Annotated in this window: 14 protein-coding genes; 5 read left to right on the forward strand and 9 right to left on the reverse strand. The window is 70.3% G+C overall.

Annotated elements, in window-relative coordinates:
• Nucleotides 1-3: 3 nt before the first annotated feature.
• Nucleotides 4-765, reverse strand: coding sequence for a ChbG/HpnK family deacetylase (locus tag QTN24_RS20320; protein WP_124685813.1), 762 nt, complete (start codon nucleotides 763-765; stop codon nucleotides 4-6).
• A 303-nt stretch (nucleotides 766-1,068) separates the two neighbouring features.
• Between QTN24_RS20320 and QTN24_RS20325 the strand changes: the two genes are divergently transcribed.
• From QTN24_RS20325 to QTN24_RS20335, 3 genes are read left to right on the forward strand one after another with little or no spacing between them, the layout of a single operon-like run.
• Nucleotides 1,069-2,166, forward strand: coding sequence for a polysaccharide biosynthesis/export family protein (locus QTN24_RS20325; RefSeq protein WP_124686724.1), 1,098 nt, complete (start codon nucleotides 1,069-1,071; stop codon nucleotides 2,164-2,166).
• 29 nt (nucleotides 2,167-2,195) lie between these two features.
• Nucleotides 2,196-2,657 (forward strand): low molecular weight protein-tyrosine-phosphatase, encoded by a 462-nt coding sequence (locus QTN24_RS20330; protein ID WP_124686723.1) that lies wholly within the window; start codon nucleotides 2,196-2,198, stop codon nucleotides 2,655-2,657.
• Complete coding sequence (locus tag QTN24_RS20335) at nucleotides 2,657-4,903, forward strand: polysaccharide biosynthesis tyrosine autokinase (protein ID WP_124686722.1); 2,247 nt, start codon at nucleotides 2,657-2,659, stop codon at nucleotides 4,901-4,903. The genes QTN24_RS20330 and QTN24_RS20335 overlap by 1 nt, the downstream gene beginning before the upstream one ends.
• Nucleotides 4,904-5,044: 141 nt before the next feature.
• Here QTN24_RS20335 and QTN24_RS20340 read toward each other — a convergent pair whose 3' ends face one another.
• Genes QTN24_RS20340 through QTN24_RS20355 form a run of 4 tightly spaced genes read right to left on the reverse strand, consistent with a single transcriptional unit; the run spans nucleotide 5,045 to nucleotide 9,723 of the window.
• Complete coding sequence (locus tag QTN24_RS20340) at nucleotides 5,045-6,667, reverse strand: hypothetical protein (protein WP_313839350.1); 1,623 nt, start codon at nucleotides 6,665-6,667, stop codon at nucleotides 5,045-5,047.
• Nucleotides 6,668-6,707: 40 nt separating this feature from the next.
• Complete coding sequence (locus tag QTN24_RS20345; protein WP_124685811.1) at nucleotides 6,708-7,145, reverse strand: c-type cytochrome; 438 nt, start codon at nucleotides 7,143-7,145, stop codon at nucleotides 6,708-6,710.
• On the reverse strand, nucleotides 7,145-9,088 hold the full coding sequence (locus QTN24_RS20350; protein WP_313839352.1) for an RICIN domain-containing protein: 1,944 nt from the start codon (nucleotides 9,086-9,088) through the stop codon (nucleotides 7,145-7,147). Before QTN24_RS20350 ends, QTN24_RS20345 begins: the two co-directional genes overlap by 1 nt.
• 53 nt (nucleotides 9,089-9,141) lie before the next feature.
• The gene (locus tag QTN24_RS20355; RefSeq protein ID WP_172966154.1) at nucleotides 9,142-9,723 is read right to left on the reverse strand and encodes an SCO family protein; all 582 of its coding nucleotides are present in this window, start codon (nucleotides 9,721-9,723) and stop codon (nucleotides 9,142-9,144) included.
• 241 nt (nucleotides 9,724-9,964) lie between these two features.
• On the opposite strand from QTN24_RS20355, the gene QTN24_RS20360 reads away from it, so the two are divergent.
• Nucleotides 9,965-10,876: a glycosyltransferase family 2 protein gene (locus QTN24_RS20360; RefSeq protein WP_313839355.1), complete on the forward strand. Its 912-nt coding sequence runs from the start codon at nucleotides 9,965-9,967 to the stop codon at nucleotides 10,874-10,876.
• Nucleotides 10,877-10,908: 32 nt separating this feature from the next.
• Here the strand turns inward: QTN24_RS20360 and QTN24_RS20365 are convergent, their stop codons facing one another.
• From QTN24_RS20365 to QTN24_RS20375, 3 genes are all read right to left on the reverse strand, one after another.
• Complete coding sequence (locus QTN24_RS20365; protein ID WP_313839357.1) at nucleotides 10,909-12,738, reverse strand: serine aminopeptidase domain-containing protein; 1,830 nt, start codon at nucleotides 12,736-12,738, stop codon at nucleotides 10,909-10,911.
• A gap of 84 nt (nucleotides 12,739-12,822) precedes the next feature.
• Nucleotides 12,823-15,207, reverse strand: a complete 2,385-nt coding sequence (locus tag QTN24_RS20370; RefSeq protein ID WP_313839417.1) for a polysaccharide biosynthesis tyrosine autokinase — start codon at nucleotides 15,205-15,207, stop codon at nucleotides 12,823-12,825.
• Nucleotides 15,208-15,267: 60 nt separating this feature from the next.
• Nucleotides 15,268-16,779, reverse strand: a complete 1,512-nt coding sequence (locus QTN24_RS20375; RefSeq protein WP_313839419.1) for a mannose-1-phosphate guanylyltransferase/mannose-6-phosphate isomerase — start codon at nucleotides 16,777-16,779, stop codon at nucleotides 15,268-15,270.
• 326 nt (nucleotides 16,780-17,105) lie between these two features.
• Here QTN24_RS20375 and QTN24_RS20380 point away from each other — a divergent pair, with 326 nt between their 5' ends.
• A complete protein-coding gene (locus QTN24_RS20380; protein ID WP_313839359.1) occupies nucleotides 17,106-18,146 on the forward strand; it encodes a DUF1839 family protein in 1,041 nt (346 codons plus the stop codon).
• Nucleotides 18,147-18,233: 87 nt separating this feature from the next.
• Here QTN24_RS20380 and QTN24_RS20385 read toward each other — a convergent pair whose 3' ends face one another.
• A complete protein-coding gene (locus QTN24_RS20385; RefSeq protein WP_124685805.1) occupies nucleotides 18,234-18,962 on the reverse strand; it encodes a Crp/Fnr family transcriptional regulator in 729 nt (242 codons plus the stop codon).
• Nucleotides 18,963-19,192 lie beyond the last annotated feature (230 nt).

The following is a 19,192-nucleotide window of genomic DNA, read 5'->3' on the forward strand; positions in this document are numbered from 1 at the left end:
ATCTCAGATGTCGTGATAGCGCATCAGCACGATGCCGGCCTGCTTGAGCACCGTACCCAGCGGCTCGGGCTCCATCAGCGGCGCGCCTTCTTCCTGGCGCCAGGTCTCGGTGTAGCCCGGATGCACCGACATCTCGGTCACGCCCTCGGGCAGGATGGCCGGCAACTGCAGCGCCCAGCCGCGCTGGCGCGTGTCGGCGCCGACGTAGAAGTCCGGGCTGCGCAGCCCGCCGAAGTGACGCAGCAGCAGCACGTTCATCGCGCCGCGCACGTGGTTCTTCATGAAATAGCAGTTCTGGGGCCGGCGCACGCGCGTGATGCCGGCGCGCAGCATTTCCTCGCGCAGCACGCGCATGATGGCCGGGTACTTGTGCATGTGGCCGTGGCCGTCCACGTGGGACACGTCCACGCCCTGGTCGCGCACTTCCTCCAGCTGCATCCGGAACTCGCGCCGGATGTCGGCGGCGTCGATCAGCCCGGCCATGGCCCGCGCGCGCTGGATTTTCGGCGGGAACAGCGAGCCGTCCTTGCGGCACAGCGTGGCCGACGCCCCCTGCGGCCGCCAGCCTTCCACGATGTTGAAGTGCAGCCCGAAGGAAAAGCGCCTGGCGTGGTCGCGCGCGTAGCGGCACGCCTGCGCGGTGGCCGGCCGCCCGGCCAGGATCGTGGCGCTGGTCAGCAGGCCGGCATCGAAGCAGGCCACCGTCGCGCGAAAGGTATCGTCGTCGTAGCCGAAGTCGTCGGCATTGATGATCACGCCCCTCATCTTGTTCTCCCGTGGTTTGCCCGGAACGCCCTGGCATGGGCCGGCACCGTGCCGGCAGGACCGACGATATGCGGCACTGCAGCGCGCGTTCGGTGCGATACGCAACGTTATCCGGGGGCCCCCCGGCATCAATGTGCGAGAGCGCACCGATAGTGCACTTTGCAGACTCCTACGATGCATTCAGTCGCGGAAGACAGCGATGCCGTGTCCCATTTCACCGACTGGGGAGAGTACGCCGTGAATACAAGCCAGAACCGCACCGCACGCCGGTGCGACGCCCGATCCCTCCGCTCGCTGGGCGCCATGCTGGCGTCCGCGGGTGCCGCCCTGCTGCTGGGCGCCTGCGCCGCGGCGCCGGGCATGCAGTTCAGTGCCAACGCCCCGGTCAGCGCCGTGAGCCCCGACTCGATGCCCGATGTCACGCCGATCACGCTGGAGCTGGTGCGCGAGCAGCAGACCCGGGCCAAGCCGGCCAATTCCGGCGTGGAGGAACTGTTCGCCACGCCCTCGCCGTACCGCATCGGCCCGGGCGACATCATCTCCGTGGTGGTCTGGGACCACCCCGAACTCGTGTTCCCGACGCAGACGTACAGCATCGGCGCCGCCTTCGAGATTCCCACCTCCAGCGGCGGCTCCAACATGCCGGGCTACGTGGTCAGCCCCGCCGGCGACATCCAGTTTCCGTACGCGGGCGTGATGAAGGTGGCCGGCAAGACCGCCAACGAGGTGCGCGACGAGATGGCGCGCATCCTGTCGCGCGTGGTGCGCGACCCGCAGATGACGGTGCGCGTGCTGGGCTTCCGCAGCCAGCGCGTGTACGTCGACGGCGAGGTCAAGACCCCGGGCATGCTGGCCATCGACGATGCGCCGATGACGCTGGTCGAGGCGCTGAACCGCGCCGGCGGCGTGCTGAACCTGACCGGCGACAACAGCCGCGTGCGCGTCACGCGCGGCGAGCGCAGCTGGTACGTGAACATCCCGGCGCTGCTGGCCAAGGGCACCGACCCGTCGCGCATCCTGCTGCGCTCGGGCGACATCGTGCGCGTGGAACAGCGCGAGGACAGCAAGATCTTCGTCACGGGCGAAGTGGTCAAGCCGTCGTCGCTGCTGATGCGCAACGGCCGCATGACGCTCAACGAGGCGCTTGGCGATGCCGGCGGCGTGAACCCGGCGTCGGCCAACGCCGAGCAGATCTTCGTGATCCGCAAGACCAACGAGGGCAAGCCCAAGGTGTACCACCTGGACGGCACCTCGCCCGTGGCGCTGGCCATCGCGGAAAGCTTCGAGCTGGAACCCAAGGACGTGGTCTACGTGGACGCGCGCGACCTCGTGCGCTGGAGCCGCGTGATGACGCTGCTGATCCAGCCGGTGGTTGGCACGGCCAGCATCGCGCGGCCATGAGCGCCGTCCTGGGCACGCTCGGGGCGCAAATGGTCCGCTCGATCCTGGTGATCTGCATCGGCAACCGCTGCCGCAGTCCCATGGCGGCGGCGCTGCTGAGCCGGGCACTGCCCGGGTGCCGCGTGCTGTCGGCCGGCCTGGCACCGCCTGTGGGCGCCACGGCGGACCCGCGCGCCGTGCGGCTGCTGGCCATCGAGGGAGACGACCTGAGCCAGCACCGCGCCCGCGCGCTGGACGCCACGCTGGTGGCCGGCGCCGACCTGGTGCTGGTGATGGACGAGGAACAACGCGACGCGGTGGAAGCGCTGTACCCGCATGCGCGCGGCAAGACGCATCGCCTGTGCGAGCAGCAGCAGGCCGACGTGCCCGATCCGTTTGGCGGCTCGCAGAGCATGTTCGTCATCGCGCTAGGTTTGATCAAGAAAGGTGTTGAATCCTGGTCGGCACGCATCCACGCGGCCGAGCCGACCCACCGCCACGGAGAGGCATGATGAGCAACGTAAGGAATTTCCGGGAGCCCGCTCCCGATACATGGGAAGACAACGACAAGCCCATGGACATGACGTCCTACGTCGATGTGCTGGTGCGGTACAGGTGGACATTCGTGTTCGTCGCCGCGGCCATCCTCGGGCTCGGCCTGCTGTATGCGTTCCTGGCGCGCCCGGTGTACCGCGCCGACATCCTGGTGCAGGTGGAGGACACCAGCCCCGGCAACACGGCCAGCAAGATGGCGGCCAATATCTCGCCGGTGTTCGATGCCAAGCCGGCCGCCACGGCCGAGATCGAGCTGCTGCGCTCGCGCATGGTGGTCGGCAAGGCCGTGGACACGCTGCGGCTGGACATCGAGGCCACGCCGCGCTACTTCCCGCTGGTGGGCGCGTCGCTGGCCAGCTACAACAAGGAACTGTCCACGCCGGGCCTGTTCGGCTATGGCGGCTTTGCCTGGGGCAGCGAGTCGATCGTGGTGGATCGCCTGGACGTGCCCGCGCAGATGGAAGACCGCCGCATGGTGGTCACCGCGCTGGGCGAGGGCAAGTACCGCCTGGCGTTTGCCAGCAGCGACCAGACCGCCGAGGGCCGTGTGGGCCATCCGCTGACCGTGGCCACGGCCAGCGGCGCGGTGACGATCGACGTGAGCCGGCTGGACGGCCGCGCCGGTGCCCAGTTCTACGTCCGCCGCGTGCCGCGCGGCGCCGCCATCGCCACCTTGCAGGACCAGCTCATGATTGGCGAGCGCGGCAAGCAGAGCGGCGTGATCGGCGTGGCGCTGGAAGGCACGTCGGCGCCCCGCACGGCGGCCATCCTGAACGAGATCGGCAACGAGTACGTGGAGCAGAACCTGCGCCGCAAGGCCGCCGAGGCCGAGAAGTCGGTCAACTTCCTGGAAGGCCAGCTCCCGCAGCTCAAGCAGCAGATGGAGACGGCCGAGTCGCGCTACAACGCGATGCGTAACCAGCGCGGCACCATCGACCTGAGCGAGGAATCGAAGCTGATCCTGGCGCAGTCGGTGCAGATCCAGACCAAGCTGCAGGAACTGCGCCAGAAGCGCCAGGAGCTGATCGCCCGGTTCACCACCAACCACCCGACCATCGAGATCCTGGACAACCAGATTGCCGGCCTGACCGGCCAGCTCAACGGCGTGACCGGCAAGATCCAGAAGCTGCCCGACGTCGAGCAGAACGTGCTGCGCCTGATGCGCGACCTGAAGGTCAACACCGAGCTGTACCAGTCGCTGCTCAACGACGTCCAGCAACTGCGCCTGGTGAAGGCCAGCAAGGTCGGCACGGCGCGCCTGATCGACGGTGCCGACGTGCCGCTCAAGCCGGTGCGCCCGAACCGCATGCTGATCAGCGCCACGTCCGGCGTGATGGCCATCGTGGTGGCGCTGCTGGTGGTGGCGATCCGGCGCATGTTCGACGGCGGCGTGACCGATGCCGACGAGATCGAATCGCAATGCGGCATGACGGTCTACGCGACGATCCCGATGAGCGCCCAGCAGGCCCGCCTGACCCGCACCAAGGGCGGTGGCGGCGACGTGCTGGCGCTGGGCGAGCCCGACGACCCGGCCATCGAGAGCCTGCGCGGCTTCCGCACGGCGCTGCAGTTCGCGCTGCTGGGCGCGCCGCGCAACCACGTGGTGGTCTTCACGGGCCCCGCGCCCGAGGCCGGAAAGTCGTTCCTGAGCGCCAACTTCGCGGTGGTGGCTGCCGCGGCCGGCCGCAAGGTGGTGCTGGTCGATGCCGACCTGCGCCGCGGCGCGCTGAACGAGCGCTTCAACGTCACGCGCAAGCCGGGCCTGACCGAGGCGCTGACCGGCGCGCGGCTGGACGACGTCATCCAGAAGAACGTGGCGCCGGGGCTGGACTTCATCGCCACGGGCGCGGAGCCCCCGCTGGCCGCCGATGTGCTGCAGAGCCCGCACATGGACGACCTGCTGGCCGAACTGCGCACCCGCTACGACCTGGTGCTGATCGACACGCCGCCGGTGCTGGCCGCCTCCGACGCGGGCATCCTGGCCCCGAAGGCCGGCGCCGTGTTCATGGTGGCCCGGGCCGACAAGACCACCGCCGCCGAACTGACCGCCGCGCGCCGCATGGTCGAGCAGGCCGGGGGCGAGGTCAAGGGCGTGCTGTTCAACGGCCTGAAGGTCGAGGGACGCTGGTACCGGTCGCACTACCACTTCGGCAAGTACCGCTACCTGAACCGCTACGGCAGCGAGCAGGCCAAGCGAGCCTGATCCGCCTCCCAGCCCACCACGCAGGCCGCTTCTCCGGAAGCGGCCTTTTTGTTTGCTTCGGGCGGGCGGGAGCGGGCGGGGCCAAAGAAAAACGCCCCGGCATCGCGGGGCGTTCGACAGGCGGTAAAACGAACCTGCGGATCAGCCGATGTATTCGACCAGCGCCACCGCATCGGCGCCGGCGGCCTGCTCGGTACCTGCGCCGGGCACCAGGCTCAGCGTGCAGCGCTGGCGCGTATTGCAGCGGAACAGCATGCGCTCGTCGGCCTGGCGCGCCGCCTTGAGCAGCGGCCCCGCGCCGGCGTCGCCGGACACGATCGCGTAGTTGCCCGCCCCGCCGCCCACGTCGAGCATGACGCGGGTGACGATGGCGTTGAGCGGCAGGATCACGGTCTGGGCGCCATCGGCACGCGACGGCAGCCGGCCAAACGCGTTGCGCAGCGAAACCACCTTGGTACGCACCGTGGCCGACGCCGCCACATGCCAGCCGATTTCCGCATCGGCATAGACGCCCGCCGCGCTGTTGCCACGGCAGCCCTCCAGCGTCACCACGCGGCGCCGGCCAAGCTGGTTGCCCGACTCGGCGAACATCAGCGCCTCGTCCGGGTGCGTGTAGTTCACGAAATCGCAGTTGCGATAGACGGCCCGCCCCTGCGCCGTGGGCCCCTGGCCGGACACGTACTGGTGGCGGCCCATGACCTGGCAGTTGTCGAACACCACCTGGGCGCCGGCCGTGTTGCCCGGCGAGAACACCGCCGACACCGTGCCGGCCGCGAAGCCCTGGTAACCCTGCGATCCAAAGTCGCAGTCCTTGAAGCCGATGTTGCCCTGTTCCCATTCGCAGAACATCACGCCCGCGTGGCGCGATTTCTGCTCCACGCGCACGCCTTCCGCCTTGAACGAGCAGACGCCCATCGCGTGGTTGTTGCCGCGCAGGTTGAACAGGTAGGTCTGGGTCGACGGCTCGTAGCCGCTCACGTCGCAGTCGGTCAGCTTGATGTTGCCGCCGCGGTGCATGTCGATCCACGCGCTGGAACACCAGTACTTGCAGTGGTCGAACCAGTAGTTCAGGAACTGGTCCGACGTGCGCTTGTCGCCCACGTACAGGAACGCCTTCCACGACCCGGCCCAGGCGCAGCGCCAGAACTTCCACTCGCTGTTGCAGTTGTCGCCGGTCAGGTTCACGCCATAGCGCCACTGGCCCGTGAACAGGCAGTCGTCGAACGCATAGTCCTGCGCGCCGCCGCTGCTGACGCTTTCCACCAGGTCGTTGTTCGGCGCGTTGCCGTGGAACTGGAGGTTGCGCAGCCGCACGACCAGCGCGGCGTCCTGGTTGCGGAACAGCGCGCCATCGCCGCGCGGTTCGTAGAGGATCACGACGGTGCCCGAGGGGCCGTCGCCCTCGATCATCAGGCCCTGCGTGCGGCCGGACAGCAGCGCGCCGTCGAACAGTGCGCCGGGGCGGGTCAGCCGGTACGTGCCGGGCGGCACGACGATGCGCCGGCCGCCGATCTGGTTCGGATTCTCGCCAAACTGGGCCTTGCGGGCCTGCCGCGCGACGGCGCGCATGGCGCTGGAAAACGCCGCGTCCGACGGCGTGCGGCCGCTGGGGTCGCACCCGTCGAAGTCCGCCACGGACACCATGCGCTCGCGCGATGCCGGCAGCGCCGCCTCGGCGGCCTCGCGCGCGCCGGCGGCCGTGGCCACCCCCGCGCCGGTCAGCACGCCAAGCCTGGCCAGGAAACTTCTTCGAAGATTGGGCATGCGGGGGGCTCCGGAAACTTGGGCGCGGCCCGTTGCCGCGCTACTGGGTCAGCAGGAAGGACCAGAGCGCCGTGCACTCCGGATCGGATAGCCGGTATTGCGGCATGACCTTGGACAGCATCACGCCGGTGTTGTCGACGCCCTGCGCCACCACACGGCAGAAGCTGTCGCGGTCGTAGGCCGACGGCGGCCCGCCGCGCCGGGGCGCCAGCGTCAGCAGCGCGTCGGCGGTCAGCGGCGGCCCGAACGGCTGGGCGCCCTGGGTGGCCACGTGGCAGTTCGCGCAGCGCGCGGCGGCGGCCGGCACCGGGCGCTCTTCCCAGCGCAGCCGCGCCGGCGTGGCCGGGGTTACGCTGCCGTAGAACAGCGACCGGCCCAGCTCGACGAGGTTGGGCGTGGGTGCCTGCGCCAGCGCAGGCACCGCCAGGCTGGCGGCGGCCATGGCCACCGCCAGCGCGCCGGTCAGGCGCGTACGCATCAGCGAACCCGGACCGTGGCGGCCACGCTGGGCACGCCGGCCGCGTTCATCGCGAACAGCATGTAGTAGCCCGGCACGGCCACGCCCGGATCGGACGGGATCTGCAGCCGGTACTCGCCGGCGGTGCCGACGGTGAACGCCAGCGGCACGCGGCGCATCTCGTTGTTGACCGAGTGCGTGACCGACGACAGCCGCACCAGCGCGAACGACTTCATGTTGGCCGTGGCGTTGACCGAGATCGTGGTGCCCAGGTATGCCTCCGTGGGCGCCGACGTGATCGACGGCCGCGTGGCGTTGGTGCCATCGGCGTTGAGCAGGTACGGCGGGGTCAGGATCTCCACGTTCGAATGGTTGGTCGTGCAGGTGCCGCACAGGCCGCCGCCGCCGCTGAGCACGCGGCCGTCAGGCAGCAGCAGCGCCACGCTGTGGTACGTGCGCGGGGTCTGCATGGGCGCCAGGCGCGAGAACTTCTCGGTCGCCGGGTCCCACAGCTCGGCCACCATCACGGCGCCGTCGTCGCTGAACGTCACCGGCCACGCCTGCCCGCCGATCACCACCACCTGCCCGTTCGGCAGTACCACGCTGTTCTGGAACGCGCGGGCGTAGGCCATCGACCCCACCTTGCGCACCGTCGGCGTGGCCGTGCGGATGTCGATCACGTGCGCGTTGGTGGTGGCCGCCGCGTTCTCGTAGTCGGGCGCGCCGCCCAGCGTCAGGATGCGGCCGATGTCGTACATGACCGCGTTGCCGTTCATCGCGTCGCCATCGGCGGCACGGGTGCCGGCCGCCGTCACGTTGCCGTTGCCGGCCGTGTCCATCCAGTTCATTTGCTTGCTCGGGCCGGCGTGGAACACACGGCCGTTGCTGGCGGCGAACAGCCAGGCGTGGTTGTCGGAGCGATAGATGCCGCCGGCGTCGCCGGTCAGGATGTAGTCGTCCCAGATGGCGCTGTTGAGCCGCCAGCCGGTGGCCGCGGTCCAGGTCTCGCCGTCCTTGTCGCCGATATTGCCGCTCCACGACCCGCCCACGGTGAACACGCCGCCGTTGCTGAGCGTGACCGCCCCCTGGTAGCCGCGTCCGCGCACCATCTCGGCCGCCGTGGTCCATGCGTTGGTGGCCGGGTTGTAGATGCTGGTCTTGGCGCTGCTGCTGCCGCCGTTCACGAGGATGCGGCCGTCCGGCAGGTTGGCGGTGCCGGGGCAGAACATGTCGTGGTAGGTGTTGGTCACCAGCTTTTCGCTCGACGCGCCGGTCGTCGGGTTGAAGATCGCCGTGTACGTGCGGCCGTTGTCGCCGCCGAAGTTGTTGCGCTCGTAGGCCGACCAGACCAGCACGCGGCCGTCCGGCAGGTTCGACGCAGCCACCGGGATCACGGTCAGCGCCTTCGGCGCGGTCCATTTCGACGGCAGCACCGTGGTCTGCGCCACCGTGACGTTCCAGGTCTGCGCCACGCTGCCGTTACAGGTCTTCTGCACCACGGCCTGGCCCTCGGCCACCGTGTTGGGCGCCAGGCACAGGCCGCTGTGCGCCGCCACGATGGCATAGCCGCCGTTCTGCGCGCGCAGCGTGAAACGCTGGTTGGCCGTGCCGCTGCACTGCCATTGCAGCGCCGGCGAGCCCACGCCAGTGCTGGCGTACTGGATGTCCAGGCACTTGCCGCTGTGCTGTGGCGACATCTGGTACTGGCTGCCGAACAGCGTCAGCGCCCATTGCTGGTTCAGGTCGCCATGGCAGGTCCAGATGATGGCCGGCGCGTCGTTGTCCGGCACGCCGCCGCTGATGTCGAGACAGTAGTTGGTGCCGCTAACCTTGATCTCGGTGGTGGTCTGGGCCTGCGCGCCGGTCGGCGCCAGCCAGAGCCACAGCGCCAGCAGGCACGGCCCGGTGCACCTCAACCATCTCGCCAGCGCGCGCGCGGGCCCCGATCGCAGAATGGAATTCATGATGGCTTCCCCCTGAAGCAACGACTTGATGAAAGGTGTTGGGCGGCCCCGGTTCACGCCCTGGCAAGAAAGGCCATGACGTTCACCACATCCTCTGGTTGCGGTAACGCCTGGCTGCGCCAGCACATGCGTGCCGACGCATCGAAGAAGTAGACCTGGGTGGCGTGCTTGTCGAGGTTCTCGGACGGCGGGCGGCCGGCCAGCGTGCCGCGCAGCGCCATCACGTCGCCCGACGGGATGACGCCGCGCCATGCGCGCCCCGCCCCCATCCTGCGCAGCCATGCCTGCATGGCCGGCGGCGTATCGCCGAGCGGATCGATGCTCAGCGACAGCAGCTGCATCGGATACTTGCCGCGCCTGTCGGCCAGCCCCTGCTGCACCGCGCCGAACATGGCGCCCTGCAGCGGGCACACCGAGCTGCAGCCCGTGAACATCGTCTGCAGCGCGGTGACGCGGCCCTGCATCAGCGTGCCGAGCTTCTGGCGCTGCCCCGTGGCGTCGACCACCCAGGCATCGGGCGCGGGCACCAGCGGCTCCACCGCGCCGGCGCTGACATGGGCCAGCGCGCCACGCGATGCCAGCGTCAGCGCGCCGGCCGGGAGGGCGCTCAACCACGCGCGGCGGGTCCAGTTCATGGCAGTGCTCCGGTGCGTCAGGACGACAGGCGGCCTCGGCAACCGCGCCAGGCCATCCACGCCATCTTGCGAGCGTGGACCTGCGCCATCCGTGCGGAAACACACGCACGCATGGCCGCGAAACGCCCGTACGGGTGACTGCATCTGCTGCGTTGGCAAACACACTGAAAGCCCCGCACATCGATTCCTATACTCGGGCCAGACCCAACCGTATGCTGCACAACAACAAAGGGAGAGCCGCGTGATACCACAACACCTTCAGGGTGCGCCGCGCGCGTGCCGCGTTGCCGTCGTCATCGCCACCAAGGGCCGGCCGCAGGCGGTGCCGCGCATGCTGCGCCTGTTGGAGCAGCAGACCCTGCAGCCGTCGATCGTCGTGATCTCGGCCAACACGCGGCTCGACGTCGGCGAGTTCGCCGCGCCCCAGCACCTGCCGGTGGAGTATCTGTTCGGCCCGGCCGGGCTGCCCGCGCAGCGCAACCGTGGCCTGGAGCGCGTGCTGCCGGAGAGCGACATCGTCGTGTTCCTGGACGACGACTTCGTGCCCGCGCGCGAATGGCTGGCACGCTGCGCCGACGCGTTCGCGGCACGTCCCCATGCCGTGGGCGTCACCGGCGGCGTGGTGCAGGACGGCGTGCGCGGCGACGCGATCGACTGGGACGAGGCCGCCGAGCTGCTGTCCGACGACGCCGCGCATCCGCAGCCGATGGGCCTGGTGCCGGTGCAGAAACTCTACGGCTGCAACATGGCCTACCGCTGCAGCGCCATCGGCGACCTGCGCTTCGACGAGCGACTGGTGCTGTACGGCTGGCTGGAAGACATGGATTTCTCGCGCGCGATGCATGCCAAGGGGCCGCTGCTGCAGGTGCTGGCGTGCCGGGGCGTGCATCTGGGGCTGCGCTCGGGCGGCCGCACGTCGGGCAAGCGCTTCGGGTTCTCGCAGATCGTCAACGCGTGGTACCTGTACGGCAAGGGCGCGCTGTCCGCGCGCGAGGCGTGGAGCTATACGGCCCGCGCGTTCCTGGCCAACGGGGCCAAGGCGCTGTTCCCCGAGCCGCACATCGACCGTCGCGGCCGCCTGGCCGGCAACCTGCTGGGCCTGCGCGAACTGCTGTCCGGACGCTGCCAGCCCGAGCGCGGCGCCGAACTCTGAGCCGATGCCCCCCGGCTGCGGGGGCCTCTGCACTACCGCGCCCGGCCGCGCGCCGGCTTGCTGGCATCGGCCGATGCGCGGGCGCGCTCGCCGCGCGTTTCCGCCGCCATGCCATGGTTCGACTTGCGCGGCGATGCCGGGCGCCACTGCGTGGCGGGCGGCTTGTGCGCCACCGGCGCGGCCTTGGCCTGCGGCATCTGCCCCAGGTGCGCCAGCAACTGCGCGGCAAACGCGTCGCGGCTTTCGGTCAGGAAGAGCGAATGATCCAGCAGCGGCAGCGTCTGCAGCCGCACGTGGCGCAGCCCTTCCAGCGCCTCCAGCCGCTTGCCGAGGCCCAGGTGTGCCTCGTGCAGCCCCACGTCGCTGGCGCCGTACAGGAACAACGTGCGCACGCCGGCCACCTCGGCCGGCGCCGTCTCGCGGCGCTCGCGCAGCCGCTGGCGCACGCGGCGCGCCATCGCCGCCGCCAGCCGTCGCAGGCCCAGTTCGCCGCGCATCAGCCGCCGCCAGTTCTCCCATTTGCACGCGGCAGCCAGGTACACGTGCGCCGGGCGCAGGTGGTCGGACGCCGCCGCGTTGTCGGCGGCATCCCAGCGGAACTTGACGAGGTTGACCAGCATGAGCCCGTTGACGCCGCGATTGGCCAGTGCCGCGTGCAGGCTCAGGAACGCGCCCGAGCAGATGCCGGCCAGCACCACGCAGCGAAAGCCCCGCGCGCGCATCGCATCGACAGCCGCCGCCAGATCGCGGCGCGGCGTCTCGGCGTAGATCGTCTGCAAGTCCATCCGCGGGGCGGCACCGGGGGCGTCACCGAGCGACGACACGTCCAGCCGCAGCGCCGCAAAGCCGTGCCGGGCCAACTGGCGCGATACCTCGACGAACAGCCGGCCGTCGCCGACGTGGTGGTTGCCGCCCGTGTTCGGAAAGATGACGACCGTGTTGGGCCGGGCATCCCGCGCGCGCGGCGCCGGGGTACAGAGCACGCCGAACAGGCGCGCGTTGTCGATCCACACCGGATGCTCGGCCACGCCGTCGAGCGCGGGCGGTGCCAGCGCATCGGGCGTCGGCACGGGCCCGACGGGGGCGGGCGCCGCATTGGCCGCATCCGCGCCGATCCAGCCGGCGATGCGGCGGCATGCCTGGGCCGGCACGTCGGCGAATTCGGCCGAGCGCATCATGTCCGGATACTCGGCAAACCCGTCCAGCTCGATGTCGATGCCGGCCTCGCGCAAATCGCCAGCCAGCCGGGCCAGCGGCGAGCCAGGGTCGGGCCAGGCGTCCAGCAGCAGCGTGCGCGGCAGCACCAGCGTGGCGTCGATGCGGATCGACTGGATGGCCGCCAGCGTGGCGGCGGGCAGGCGGAAGCTGAGCACGTCCTGCGCGCCGGCCGGCGTCGGCGGCACGTCGAGTTCGGGAATCGCGCTGTTGCGCCAGCCCGCGTGCAGCGCGCGCAGTTCGCGCAGGTAGAGGCGCCCGTCCAGCACCGGCGCCAGCATGACCACGCCGGCCGCGTCGATACGGGTGGCGGCCAGCGCGGCCAGCGATGCCCCGAGCCGCAGCCCGCACAGCACCACGCGCGTGGCGCCCGAAGTCCGGCGCAGCAGCGTGGCGGCCGCGGCGATGTCGTCCAGCGCGGCGGCCAGCGGATCGATGCCGCCCGGCAGGTCGGCGGCGTCGCCGGTGCCCCGGTAGTCGAAGCGCAGCACGGGCACGCCGGCTTGCGCAAGGTGGTCGGCCAGATGGCGGAAGGCGCGGTGCGCCCACATCATCTCGTGACCGTGCGGTGCGCAGAGCACCACCCCGGTGTTGCCGCGCGCGCCGTGCAACCAGCCTGCGCAGCCATCGAACGTGACCCGTTTCATCCATCCGTCTCCCGATAACACTGACCGGGAACCCGCCTCGGACGCCCCGCAGAAACGGGTACGCCCGGGCCGGTGCCGATCCGGTCAGGCTGTGTTGTTATGTGCCGCCGGGGTATGGCCGATCTGCTTGATCGCCGGCGCCGCCACGGGCATGCCCAGGTACGGGTTCATGGCGGTAAAGTCGGTGCGGTTGCTGCGCTTGGGCACCACGCCGTTGAGGATGCCGCCCAGCAGCGTGGCATTGGCGCGCGCCAGCCGCTTCAGCGATTCGTCCACCTGCGACGGCAGCGTGGTATCGGCGCGCAGCACCAGCAGCGTGGCGCCGGCGCAGTTGGCCACCAGCGTCGCATCGGCCACGGCCATCACGGGCGGGGTGTCGATGATGACCAGGTCGAAGCGCTCCGCGCAGGCGTCCAGGCACTTGGCAAAGGCCGGGCTCATCAGCAGCTCCGACGGGTTGTCGGGCGGTGCGCCGGCCGGCAGCACCGACAGGCCGTTGACGATGGTCAGCTTGACGGCGTCCGGCAGCGTGGAGTGGCCCGCCAGCACATCGGCCAGGCCGGCACCGACGGGCAGGTCGAACCAGTTGGCCACCTTGCCGCGCCGCAGGTCGGCGTCGATCAGCAGCACGCGCTGGCCCGCTTCGGCAAACAGCACGGCCAGGTTGACCGAGGCGAACGTCTTGCCCGCGCCGGCCGTGGGGCTGGTCACGGCCACGGTGCGCAGCTTGCTGTCGCGCAGCGAGAAATGCAGCGCGGCGCGCACGTTGCGCAGCCCTTCCACGGCCATCGAATGCGGGGCGTTGCGGGCCAGCAGGAACTGGTCGTGCAGGCCCAGGCGCAGCAGGCGCTCGGCGCCGTCCATGTCGTCGTCGGTGGTCTCCGCCAGTTCGTCGGGATTGACCAGCGCGTGGCCCGGCTGCTGCGGCAGCAGGCCCGCCAGCGACCCCGGCGACCAGCCGGCCTGGGCGCGTGCGTCGATCAGGCGCTCCAGCTCCACCTGTTCCTGGCTGAACACCACGTCGCCCAGCATCGGCAGGCCCAGGCGCGCCTCGGCCTCGTTGACGTTTTCCAGCGTGGGGCGGATGCGCTGGCGCACGGTCACGCACGCCATGGCCAGGCACAGGCCCATCATGGCGCCGGCCAGCGTGGCCGGCCACGGGCCAAAGCCCACCGGGCGCACCGGCACCAGCGCGCTGTCCAGCACGCGCACCTGGCCCGTGCGGTCCAGCTGCACCAGCGACAGCTGCTCGGCCTTGTTGCGCAGCGTCATGTACATGTCCTCGGCCACCTTGACGTCGCGCGTCAGGGCCACCGATTCGCGCTCGGTCGACGACAGGTTCTGGTAGCGCGAATCCATGTCCTTGCGCTCGCGCATCAGCTGCTGGATCTGGCTGTCGATGGTCTTGACCTCGTTGGCCTCTTCCGTAAAGCGCTGCAGCATCTTGGTGCGTTCGAGCTTGAGCAGCGCGATCTGGCGCTGGTAGTCCATGCTGCCGGTCAGGTACGACTGGGCGTCCTGCGTGGGCGCGATGGTGCCGGCCTTCGAGCGGTAGCGCGTCAGCGCGGCCTCGGCGCGTTCCAGCTCGGCCTTCACGCGCGGGATCTCGGCGGACAGGAAGCCCAGCGTGGCGGCCGTGTCGTCGCGCCGCTGCATGGCCTGGTTGCCGATGAACGACTCGGTGATGCCGTTGACCAGCGCGGCGGCGGCCATGCGGTCGGTGGTGCGCCAGCCGATGCTGACGGTGCCGGCGTCGCCGGGCTGCATCTCGATGCGCAGCGCGTCGGCCACGGCATCCACGGTCTGCACCAGGTCATGCCGCGTCACGGTGAAACGCGTGCCGGGCCGGGCGTCGATGCGCGTGACCTGCATCGTCACGCCATTGGCCTGCGCCACGCCACCCACGGCGCCGGTCAGCAGTTCGGCATCGCGATAGGAGAGGCGGTAGCGGTCGCCCTGCAGCACTTCCAGCGTCAGCGGCGCGTTGAGCAGGCGCTCGGGCACGGCCAGACGGTCTACGGTGAGTTGCTCGCCGCCCCAGGCGTAGCCCAGGCTTTCGGGCCAGGGGCCGGACAACTGCCCGGGCGTGGCGAAGTACGCGGCCAGTCCGCCCAGCAGCGGCGCGCGCAGCGGACGCACCGAGATGTCCAGATGCAGCCGCTCCACGACCGGCGCCACGACGGTACGGCTGCGCAGCATGCCGACATCGAGCGGCATCGGCGTGGCGGCCATGGTGGCCGCCGCGTTGCGCGCCGCCGCCATGCCCTCGCGCGACTGCTGCACCTGCACCAGCGCGCTGGCGCTGTATTCGTGCGGCTGCGAGACCGCGCAGACCCATGCAACGAGCCCGCCGGCCAGTGCCGCGCCCAGGATCCAGCCGGCGTGGTCCAGCATCGCGCGCCGGGCGCTTCCGGTGCCCGCGGGCGGCGTGGCCGCTGTGGCCGGCGCCGCTGCGCCCGCATAAGTCATGTTGATCACGGTGTCCCCCTTCTACCTCGAAAGCCGCCCGGCCGCGCCGGGCGACGGATACTACTTGCGACCGTAGTTGTCCTCGTACCTGACGATGTCGTCCTCGCCCAGGTAGGAGCCCGACTGCACCTCGATGATCTCCAGCGGCGTCTTGCCCGGGTTTTCCAGCCGGTGCTGGGTGCCGATGGGGATGTAAGTCGACTGGTTCTCCGACAGGATGCTGACCGTGTCGCCACAGGTCACCCGTGCCGTGCCGCGCACCACCACCCAGTGCTCCGCGCGGTGGTAGTGCATCTGCAGCGACAGGCTGGCGCCCGGCTCCACCACGATGCGCTTGACCTGGAAGCGGTCGCCATGGTCGATGGAGTCGTAGCAGCCCCACGGCCGCTGCACCTTGCGGTGGTTGACGATCTCGGCGCCGTGCTCCGAGCGCAGCCGCTGCACCACGTTCTTCACGTCCTGCACGTGGGCCTTGTCGACCACCAGCACGGCGTCGGCGGTTTCCACCACCACCACGTCCTGCACGCCCACGCAGGCAATCAGCCGCCCTTCGGAATGGGCCAGACACGACGACGCGCCATCGAACAGCACGCGCCCGCGCGCCACGTTGCCGGCCGCGTCCTTTTCGGCGATGTCCCAGATCGCGGCCCACGAGCCCACGTCGGACCAGCCCGGGTCCATCGGCACCAGCATGGCCGGGATGTCGGCCAGCGTCTCGATCTGTTCCATCACCGCGTAGTCGATGGAGTCCGACGGGCACGCCTCGAACGCCTCCTTGCACAGGCACAGCGCGTCGCCCTTGGCGGCGCGCTCGGCGGCCTCGTAGGCGGCACGGCACTGGCGCGCCATCTCGGGCTGCAGTGCATCGAGCGCGCGCAGCCAGACCGTGGCGCGCACCACGTAGACGCCGCTGTTCCACCAGTAGTCGCCCGATTCCACGTACGCCTGTGCCAGTTCCAGGTGCGGCTTTTCGACAAAGCGCTCCAGCGGCAGCGCGCCTTCCTGCGACGCCTGGCCCGTGCGGATGTAGCCAAAGCCGGTTTCCGGCACGCTGGGCCGCACGCCCAGCGTCACGATGGCGCCGCGGTCGGCATGCCGCACCGCCACCGCCAGCGCGGCGCGGAACGCCTCGGGATCGGTCACGGCGTGATCGGCCGGCGTGGCCACCAGCACCGCGTCGCCCATCTCGCCGGCATTGGCCACCGCGTGCAGCGCGGCCATCGTCAGCGCGGGCGCGGTGTTGCGGCCGCACGGCTCGGCCAGGATCTGCGCGGGCTTGCCGCAGCGCTTCATCATCGCCTCGATCATGAAGCGATGTTCCTCGCCGCACACCACGATCTGCGGGGCTTCCACCCCGACCGTGCGCCCGGCCATGACCGCCAGCCCTTCGAGCCGGCGCGCCGTGGCTTCCAGCAGCGTGTTCTCGGCCACCAGGTTCAGCAACTGCTTGGGATGCTGCTCGCGCGACAGCGGCCAGAGCCGCGTGCCGGAACCGCCGGCCAGGATCACGGGCTGGATCAGCGCCTGTCGCGTCTGCGGCGCGGACATGCCGTGGCCCGTATGCTCCATCATCGTCGGCACGGCGGCGGAGGGAAGGCTTTTCCCCCGGGTCGGAAGTCTCATCATGTTCCCCTGCTGGTGACTGCTTGTCGGCGCGAACTGGCTTCCGGACCCGGCACGGCGGGCGCGACGCCACGCGCATGCCCGCCCCGTGTCCCGGAAGGATGGGGCCAGTGTAGGAATGTGCGTCGGCGGGACTCTGTTCGATTCCGCACACGCTGCCGCCCGCCGTGCGCGGCACCCCGGCCAGCGCGACTTTGTTGGACACCGTACCGATGCCCGGCGCGCACGGGGCTCCAATACGGTTGGCCATCCGACACGGACACGGAGGACACGAGATGGAGCAAGCAAACGCGCTGGCGCCGCTGGCCGACGCCCCCGCCCCCGCGCAGCCGCCGGCCCGCCCGGTGGTGGCGCCGCAGCGGCTGCTGCACGGCGAGGCATCGGTCTGGCAGGAGACCAACTGCTACATGGACGTGTGGATCGAGCTGCTGTACGGCTGGCACCTCGACCCGTGCGCGGCGCTGCCGTTCACGGTGGCGCAGGACTACGAAGGCGACCACTTCACCTTCTTCAAGTACCCGCAGGCCGACCTGGAACTGCTGTATGGCACGGTGGTGCAGGAAAGCGCGATCTACGACACGCTGGAGGCGCACGTCGCCGCGCAGGTGCGGCGCGGCCACGCGATGCTGGTGGAAGTGGACAGCTTCTACCTGCCGGACACCCGCGCCACCGCGTACCGCGCCGCCCACGTCAAGACGACGATCGCCATCGACGCGATCGACACTGGCGCGCAGCGGCTGCACTACTTTCACGGGCTGGGCCGGCACATGGCCGAGGGCGACGACTACCAGGGGCTGATGCGCCTGACCCCGGCGCTGCAGGGCGACGGCAACATCCTGTTCCCTTACGTGGAATGCGCCAAGCGGGTACGCGCGCCGTTGCAGGGCCGCGCGCTGTCCAACGCCGTGGCGCAACTGCTGCGCCGCCATCTGGGGCGCCGGCCGGCCGAGAGCCCGGTGGCGCGCTGGCGTGCCGAGTTTCCCGAGCATGTGGCGGCGATCCTGGCGCGCGGCGACGCCTATTTCCATCACTATGGCTTCAACCTGCCGCGCCAGCTTGGCGCGAACTTCGAGATGCTGCATCACGGGCTGAACTGGCTGGGCGAGCACGGCCACCGCGCGCCGCCGGACGTGGCCGAGGCGGCGCTGACCATCGCGTCGGAATGCAAGGTGCTGCAGTTCCGCCTGGCCCGCGCACTGGCGCGGCGGCGGCCCGATCCGTGCACGGAGAGCCTGGACACGCTGGAGGCGGCCTACGCCACCGTGATGGCCGGGCTGCTGGCGTCCTTCGGGAGCGTGGATCCGGCGCATGGCTAGCGGCCCGTGGCGCCGGCGCGGCGCGCGGCGGGCGGGCCGGACATCGCGGTCATGCGGCGACATCCGGCGCGCTGCCCGCCGGGCCGGTCAGGCGTGCGCCAGCGTCAGCGCCGGCAGCAGGCGGTCGTATTCGCGCTTGACCAGCTTGTAGCACTCGCAGGAGTGATGCTCCAGCCCGCAGCGGTCCAGCACGGTGATGTGGCCGCGGCTGTGGTGGATCAGGCCCAGGTCCTCCAGCTTGCCGGCGGCCTCGGTCACCCCCTCGCGGCGCACGCCGAGCATGTTGGCGATGACCTGCTGCGTGATGACCAGCTCGTTCGAGTTCATGCGGTCGATCGCCAGCAGCAGCCAGCGGCAGAGCTGCTTGTTCAGCGAATGGTGGCGGTTGCACGCGGCGGTCTGCGCGATCTGCGTCAGCACGGCCTGCACGTAGAGCAGCGTCACGCGCTGCAGCGACGGCAGGTGCGCCAGTTCGCTGCGCAGCGCGCGGGCCGGAATGCGGTAGGCAAAGCCGGGGCTGCGCACTTCCACGCGGCTGGGCATGGTGTCGCCGCCCGTGACCACCGGGATGCCGACCAGGCCCTCGTTGCCCACTGCCGCGAATTCCACCGTGGCGCCGTCTTCCAGCAGCGACAGCAGCGACACGACCGAGGTGGTGGGAAAGTACACGTGGACGATGCGCTGGCCCGAATCGGTCAGCAGTTCCCCTGCACGCAGGCGGACGAGTTCGAAATGGCGCGACAACACTTCCCACTCGTGGCGGGGCAGAGCGTTGAGCAGATGATTGACGTGCAGGTCAGACCGATGCGTGATCATTTTTCTTTCCTCCTATGTGCCAGGAGCGACATCGGTGTCCGCACGCAAGGGCGTCCCTGCGCGTGACGTGACCCGACTTCGCCGCCCCACCCGTTGCCGAAGCATGCTGGCGAATGCCCGGCGGCCTTCCAGCCGCCACCCGTAAATCCCGCCGGCGTTTCAGGCCCGGCGTTGTCTCTCGTTGTTGACTGTATTAAGTGGCATGGAACACAAACCTGACAGTAGGCAGA

Source organism: Cupriavidus sp. SZY C1, assembly GCF_032190535.1.
Lineage (GTDB): Bacteria > Pseudomonadota > Gammaproteobacteria > Burkholderiales > Burkholderiaceae > Cupriavidus > Cupriavidus pauculus_C.

Bases quoted from the DNA above. Each gene is read 5' to 3' on its own strand.
- QTN24_RS20320 (WP_124685813.1), bottom strand. From the start codon at position 765: ATGAGGGGCGTGATCATCAATGCCGACGACTTCGGCTACGACGACGAT.
- QTN24_RS20325 (WP_124686724.1), top strand. From the start codon at position 1,069: ATGCTGGCGTCCGCGGGTGCCGCCCTGCTGCTGGGCGCCTGCGCCGCG.
- QTN24_RS20330 (WP_124686723.1), top strand. From the start codon at position 2,196: ATGGTCCGCTCGATCCTGGTGATCTGCATCGGCAACCGCTGCCGCAGT.
- QTN24_RS20335 (WP_124686722.1), top strand. From the start codon at position 2,657: ATGAGCAACGTAAGGAATTTCCGGGAGCCCGCTCCCGATACATGGGAA.
- QTN24_RS20340 (WP_313839350.1), bottom strand. From the start codon at position 6,667: ATGCCCAATCTTCGAAGAAGTTTCCTGGCCAGGCTTGGCGTGCTGACC.
- QTN24_RS20345 (WP_124685811.1), bottom strand. From the start codon at position 7,145: ATGCGTACGCGCCTGACCGGCGCGCTGGCGGTGGCCATGGCCGCCGCC.
- QTN24_RS20350 (WP_313839352.1), bottom strand. From the start codon at position 9,088: ATGAATTCCATTCTGCGATCGGGGCCCGCGCGCGCGCTGGCGAGATGG.
- QTN24_RS20355 (WP_172966154.1), bottom strand. From the start codon at position 9,723: ATGAACTGGACCCGCCGCGCGTGGTTGAGCGCCCTCCCGGCCGGCGCG.
- QTN24_RS20365 (WP_313839357.1), bottom strand. From the start codon at position 12,738: ATGAAACGGGTCACGTTCGATGGCTGCGCAGGCTGGTTGCACGGCGCG.
- QTN24_RS20370 (WP_313839417.1), bottom strand. From the start codon at position 15,207: ATGACTTATGCGGGCGCAGCGGCGCCGGCCACAGCGGCCACGCCGCCC.
- QTN24_RS20375 (WP_313839419.1), bottom strand. From the start codon at position 16,779: ATGATGGAGCATACGGGCCACGGCATGTCCGCGCCGCAGACGCGACAG.
- QTN24_RS20380 (WP_313839359.1), top strand. From the start codon at position 17,106: ATGGAGCAAGCAAACGCGCTGGCGCCGCTGGCCGACGCCCCCGCCCCC.
- QTN24_RS20385 (WP_124685805.1), bottom strand. From the start codon at position 18,962: ATGATCACGCATCGGTCTGACCTGCACGTCAATCATCTGCTCAACGCT.